6 protein-coding genes are annotated in these 5,653 nt (G+C 57.9%); 3 read left to right on the forward strand and 3 right to left on the reverse strand.

Annotated elements, in window-relative coordinates; genetic code table 11:
- A partial coding sequence (locus Q0510_RS17440; RefSeq protein WP_298714759.1) for a histidine kinase occupies positions 1 to 812 on the forward strand: 812 nt, incomplete at its 5' end.
- Between the two features lie 55 nt (positions 813 to 867).
- Positions 868 to 1,611 (forward strand): LytTR family DNA-binding domain-containing protein, encoded by a 744-nt coding sequence (locus Q0510_RS17445; protein WP_298714762.1) that lies wholly within the window; start codon positions 868 to 870, stop codon positions 1,609 to 1,611.
- Here the strand turns inward: Q0510_RS17445 and Q0510_RS17450 are convergent.
- From Q0510_RS17450 to Q0510_RS17460, 3 genes are all read right to left on the reverse strand, one after another.
- Entirely contained in the window at positions 1,606 to 2,370 is a 765-nt protein-coding gene (locus Q0510_RS17450; RefSeq protein ID WP_298714765.1) for a tetratricopeptide repeat protein, read from the reverse strand. The two genes, Q0510_RS17445 and Q0510_RS17450, sit on opposite strands and share 6 nt — an antisense overlap.
- Before the next feature lie 20 nt (positions 2,371 to 2,390).
- The gene (locus Q0510_RS17455) at positions 2,391 to 4,313 is read right to left on the reverse strand and encodes a BatD family protein (protein ID WP_298714768.1); all 1,923 of its coding nucleotides are present in this window, start codon (positions 4,311 to 4,313) and stop codon (positions 2,391 to 2,393) included.
- Between the two features lie 113 nt (positions 4,314 to 4,426).
- Positions 4,427 to 5,134, reverse strand: coding sequence for an SDR family oxidoreductase (locus Q0510_RS17460; RefSeq protein WP_298714771.1), 708 nt, complete (start codon positions 5,132 to 5,134; stop codon positions 4,427 to 4,429).
- Between the two features lie 106 nt (positions 5,135 to 5,240).
- Between Q0510_RS17460 and Q0510_RS17465 the strand changes: the two genes are divergently transcribed.
- On the forward strand, positions 5,241 to 5,653 hold a 413-nt coding region (locus Q0510_RS17465), incomplete at its 3' end, for an HAD family hydrolase (protein WP_298714774.1).

The following is a 5,653-nucleotide window of genomic DNA, read 5'->3' on the forward strand; positions in this document are numbered from 1 at the left end:
CGCCCGCGCCATCGTTTTTCCCGGGTACCGCTGTTACGCTGACCATCCTTTTCTTCCTCACAGGAGCCCTCGTAGCAGGCGCTTTCTGGTGGCGGGAACGACGGATGCGCCACCGCATGCAGGATCAATTCCTCCTCCAGGGCGGCAAAGCCTCGCTGGAACTGCACACCATCCAGACGCAGATGAACCCGCATTTCATCTACAACAGCCTCAACGCCATCCATAGTTTTATCCTTTCCTCCAGCACCGACCTGGCTTCGTCCTACCTCACCCGCTTCAGCCGCCTCATGCGCATGACGCTCGAGCACAGCAGCCGCGAATGGATCACCCTGGAAGAAGACCTCGAAACCCTCGACCTCTACCTCCAGCTCGAATCCCTCCGCTTCGAAGGGCAATTCGATTACGACATCCGGCTGCTCCCCGGCCACCCGCCCCTCAACGTCCTCATCCCGCCCTTCCTCATCCAGCCCTATGTGCAAAACGCCATCTGGAACCGCCTGCTGCAGCGCGAAGGCGGCAAAGGGTGCATCAAAATCGAAGTAGGGAGAAACGAAGAAGGGATGTTCGTAAGGCTGGAAGACAATGGCATCGCCCGGCACAACGCCTTCCACCAGCACCAGCAGAAAACGCCGGCCATCGCCGTGGCGGGAGAACGCCTCCACTGGATCAACCACCGCTACCACACCCACGCCAATATCACCTCCGGGCACAAATACGACGAACATCACCAGCGCACCGGCACATATACACTTTTCCGCCTGCCCGACGTCAGGTACGACGAGGTAGCGCCCGAAACACGGATTTTTAAGTAAATTTGGATATACCCTGCTGCTTTCAAACCATATCAACCACCATATCTATACCCTGATGAAAACGATCATAATCGATGACGAAGAGCACTGCCGCGAAGTGTTGCGCATGCAACTCAACCACTACTGCCCGGAACTCCGGATAGTAGCCTGCTGCGGCTCGGCAGACGAAGGGCGCGAAGCCATCGCGCACCACCAGCCCGACCTCGTTTTCCTCGACGTCGAAATGCCGGGGGAAGACGGCTTCTCCCTCCTCGAACATTGCGAATGGCGCCACTTTTCCGTCATCTTCACCACCGCTCACGACCGCTACGCCCTCAAAGCCATCCGCCACAGCGCGCTGGATTTCCTGCTCAAACCGATCGACAAGCACGACCTCATCCAGGCCGTGAACAAAGCCGTGATGCAACACCCTGCGGCCAGTTCGCAGGCAGACACCATCCTGCGCCTCCTCCGCGAACAACTTCCGCAGTTCGGGCGCATCGCCCTGCCTACGTTCGACGGCCTGCGCATGATCGCCGTAAAAGACATCCTCTACTGCGAATCGGAAGGCAGCCACACCCGCGTGTTCCTCCATCCATCCCCCAGGCCGGTCATGATCTGCATGGCGCTCAAGGATGTGGACGATACGCTGCGCGACAAAGGGTTCTTCCGTGTGCATAACAGCTTCATCGTCAACCTCGCCCACATGTCCAAATACATCAAGGGCGACGGCGGCGACATCGTCATGGCCGACGGCCGGAGCGTGCCCGTGGCCCGCAACCGCAAACAGGAATTCCTGGAAAAAATAGAACGGTTATAACCGTTTGATCTCGTTCACCGGCACCCAACCGGTTTTGCCGTCGGTCAGCTGCACTTTGCCGAACTGGCTCGTAGCGTCGAGCACTTTCACTTTCATGCCTTCCTTCAGTTCAAAGAGATCTTTGGCGCCATCGTCCGGCGCGGCTTTGGCTTTCACGGCATCGTGCATCACGATGGCGTCGGTACTGTCGAACGATTGGTTATGCGTCCACGCGGCCATGGAGAAGTAGCCGAGAAGGATGACGCCCACGGCCACGAGCGCCCAGCGGAGATATTTTTTTCCCGGTACGGGGAAGAAGAAGAAAGCGATAATGAGTGCGGAGAAGATCCAGCACCAGGCGATGCTCCAGTTTGCCCAGCCCGCGGGCGTATGCAGCTGCTGCCATTGCAGCCACCAGCGTTCGAAGAAGAGCAACGGAAGCGTTTCCACGTTGCTGCCGACTTTCTGGTTGGCGATGGCGAGGTTGCGCTCGATGGTTTCGTCGCCAGGTTGCAAGCGGAGCGCTTTTTCGAAGCTGTACACCGCCATGCCGGTCTGGTTTGATTTGTAGTAAGCGTTGCCGGCGTTGAAATAGAGATCCGCCACCTGGTAGCCCGAGTCGATCAGCTGCTGGTATTTTACGGCGGCGTCGGTAAAGCGCTGCTGCTCATAGAGCCGGTTGCCTTCGGCGAAGAGCGCGGGGCTCTGCGCGCTGGCGGCGGTGCCGGCAAGGAGTAATATCACGAAGAGGCGGGCGCAGTAAGAGGTGAATGGTTGCATATGGCTGTTTTTCCGGCGGCTTACGCCCGTCCTTTGATTTCGTTTTCGATGTTGGTGATGACTTCCACCGCTTCCTGGTAAGCGCCCTGGCGCAGTTCCACGGAATCGCCTGGCGCATAGAGCGCACGCTCGCAGCGGTCGGCCAGCGCAAAGAGTTTTTCTTTCGCGGGATCGCTGAGGTGCAGCTTCGCCAGTTTTTCCTCCACGCGTTGTTTCGACATTTCGGCCATGGGGATGCGGAGCTTATGGCTGAGATACCCCCACAACGCGCGGGAAGTTTCTTCGTAGAAAGCTTTTCCTTTCCCTTCTTTCAGGTACCGTGCCGCCAGCTCGAGGCGCTTCAGCGCTACTTTGTTCGCGTGGCGGTGGCGCAGCAGGGCGGCGTTGGTGTTGATGTATTTTTCGCGGCGGCGGTAGTACGCGATACCCGCGATGGCCAGCGCCGGCAGGAGGAAGAGGATCCAGAACAGGGGCTTGCCGAAGAAGAACGGGCGTTGCTTGCTCCAGTCGCCGGCTCCCGTGCGGATGCCCGCCAGTTCCGTCTGGCTGCCGAAGTCGGCTTTCTCGCGCTTCACTTCCTTGCCCTGTACCACGTGCACGTCGAAAGGTTCGGAAGTGAGGGTTTTATAAGCTTTCGCGGCAGGATCGAAATAGGAAAATTCAACCGGCGGCAGTTTGTAATCGCCTTTCTCCTGCGGCATGAGCGCATACTGGAAAGTGCGGCTGCCGCTGAGGGGATTGCTGTTCTTTTCGATATTGTCGGTAACGGAAGGATCGTATTTCTCGAAGCCCGGCGGGATATTCAGCGGCGGAGCGTTCAGCAGGTTCACGTTGCCCTGGCCGCTGATGGCTACTTTCAGCGACAGCGCATCGTCGGTGCTCAGCTGGTTTTTATCCAGCACGGCGTTCATGGTGAAGCGGCCTACCGCGCCGTTGAAGCTGGCGGGGCGGCCTTCGGCGGGCAGGGGTTTCACCTGCACTTTCACAACGGGGCTCTGGATCTTGTAAGGCACTACTTCGTAATCGGTTTGCCCGAAAAGGGGATCGTCTGCGAAGAAATCATCGAATACGTCGCGGCCGAAGGGATCGTTGGTGGCGGGGCGCTTGCGCTGTCCGCCGATTCTCACGAAATGCACCTGGTTATCCACTTCCGCGGGGTCCAGTTCCAGCTCGCCGGACTGCAGCGGGAAGAGGAGGGTTTTGCGGATGATGAAAACGTTGAAGGGAATGCCGTTCACCACTTCTTCTGTGGGCCGCGGCGGATTGGGAATATCCATGTCCTTTGCGGAGAACCCTTTGAACGCGGGCACTTTCGTTACGCTGGAGTTCGTGGGCAGGCGGGTGTAGAGTTTATACGTCGCGGTGATCTGTTCGCCCTCAAACACGTTTGTCTTATCCACATCCACGCGCACGAACACGTTCTTTTTCAATTGTTCTTTTGGATCATCGCCTGGGCGGAGCACACCCGGCTGCGCTTCGCCGGGGTAGCGGCGCTGCGGGTAATTCGGCTGCGCCTGCTGGGGCTGCGGTTTCACGGGAGCGCCGGCGCGGGTCACCTCGATGTTGACGGGGTTGCTGCGAACGGTCTTCCCATCCACGCGCGCCGTGGCGCCCGGTATGGTGAAGTTCCCCGGCGCGGTAGGGGCCAGGGTATACGAATACGCCACATAAGTGGTCACGCGGCCGTTGTCGTTAGACATGCCCTGTTGCACCGCGGGCCCCTGCATCACGGAAAACCCGTTGAACGCGGGCGCCCTGAAATCGCTGAGGTTGGCGGGGTTGACGAGCGTGAACTGCACCTGGAAATACTCATCCTGCGCCACCACGTTGGTATTGACCTGCGTGGTAAAACGGAACTCCTGGGCATAGGCCGCCGCTGCCGTCAGCAACGCGGCGATGAACAAAACGAGATGTTTTCTCAATCTGGCGGTATAAAACTTCATCTATGACAAATTTAACCAATGCCTGGCCGGAGCATTCCGCGGGCAAGTTAAAAGTAAGTTAAAATAACAGGTTGAAAACGGCTACAGCAAAGGCTTTGGGGTACCTCCGGCCGCTATCCGAGATCGCCGAGCTGGGGGCGCATCACAATGTCTTCGATCACGGCCTGGGGACTGAGGTGATAGGCCGCCCACAGCATGGACGCTACGTCCGAAGGTTCCATGAGGCGGTCCGCCGGTCCGTCGAACCCTTCCCAGGAGGCGGTGAGCACGGGGCCCGGGCTGATGGAGGTGACTTTCACGCCGTGGGGTTTCATTTCTTCCCGCAGGTTCTTCGAAAACCCGAGCAGGGCGAATTTGGTGATGCTGTACGATCCCCCGTTCGGGTACGCCTTGTGGCTGGCCGTGGAGCACAGGTTGAATACATGGCCTTTCTTCGCCGCTTTCATGGCGGGGATGAAAGCGCGGGTCAGATGATAGGCGCTGTAAAGGTTCACGGCCATCATCTTTTCGAGATGCCCGTCTTCCTCTTCATGCACCGCACCGGGAACGAAGATCCCCGCGTTGTTCACCAGGATGTCGGGCGCCTCGCCGAATGCCTCGCGGATGGCGGAGGCGAAGGCGAGCACCGCTTGTTTGTCGCCCATATCTACCGGCAAAGCGAGCACTTTGGCCCGGGGGCTTTGCTGCCGGATGGCCGCAGCCGCTTCTTCCAGCGCCTGCACATTCCGTGCACAGATCGCTACGTCAAATCCCTCCGCCGCCAGCTTCTCCGCTACCGCCTTCCCGATGCCTTTGCTGGCGCCTGTAATGATTGCAAACATACCGTGTGTTGTAGTGTTAATACCCTTTTAATATGGCAAAATAAGGGAAAAATGGATTTGTCGTACCTTTGCCCTTCACTACAGTTAGCCAACGAACGGACCCATCATGAGATATAAACATATTTTTTTCGACCTGGACCATACGCTCTGGGACTTTGAAGCCAACTCCAACGCCACTTTGCAGGAATTGTACGAAGCGCATGACCTCGCCGGCATCGGCATCCCTTCCTACACCGAATTCTTCACCGTGTATTCAGGTATCAACGAAAAATTGTGGGACCGCTTCCGCAAAGGTTTCATCAACCGCAACGAGCTCCGCATCAAACGTTTCACCCAAACTTTCCTGGAATTCAAACGGTGCGACGATGCCCTTTGCCAAACCCTCAGCGACAAGTTCCTGGAAATCCTCCCCACCAAAACCGCCCTTTTCCCCGATACCATCGAAGTCCTCGATTACCTCCGCGACAAACAATACCCGCTTCACCTGATCACCAACGGGTTCGAGGAAACGCAGAACCT

This window comes from uncultured Chitinophaga sp., from assembly GCF_937874145.1.
In the GTDB taxonomy this organism is placed as follows: domain Bacteria; phylum Bacteroidota; class Bacteroidia; order Chitinophagales; family Chitinophagaceae; genus Chitinophaga.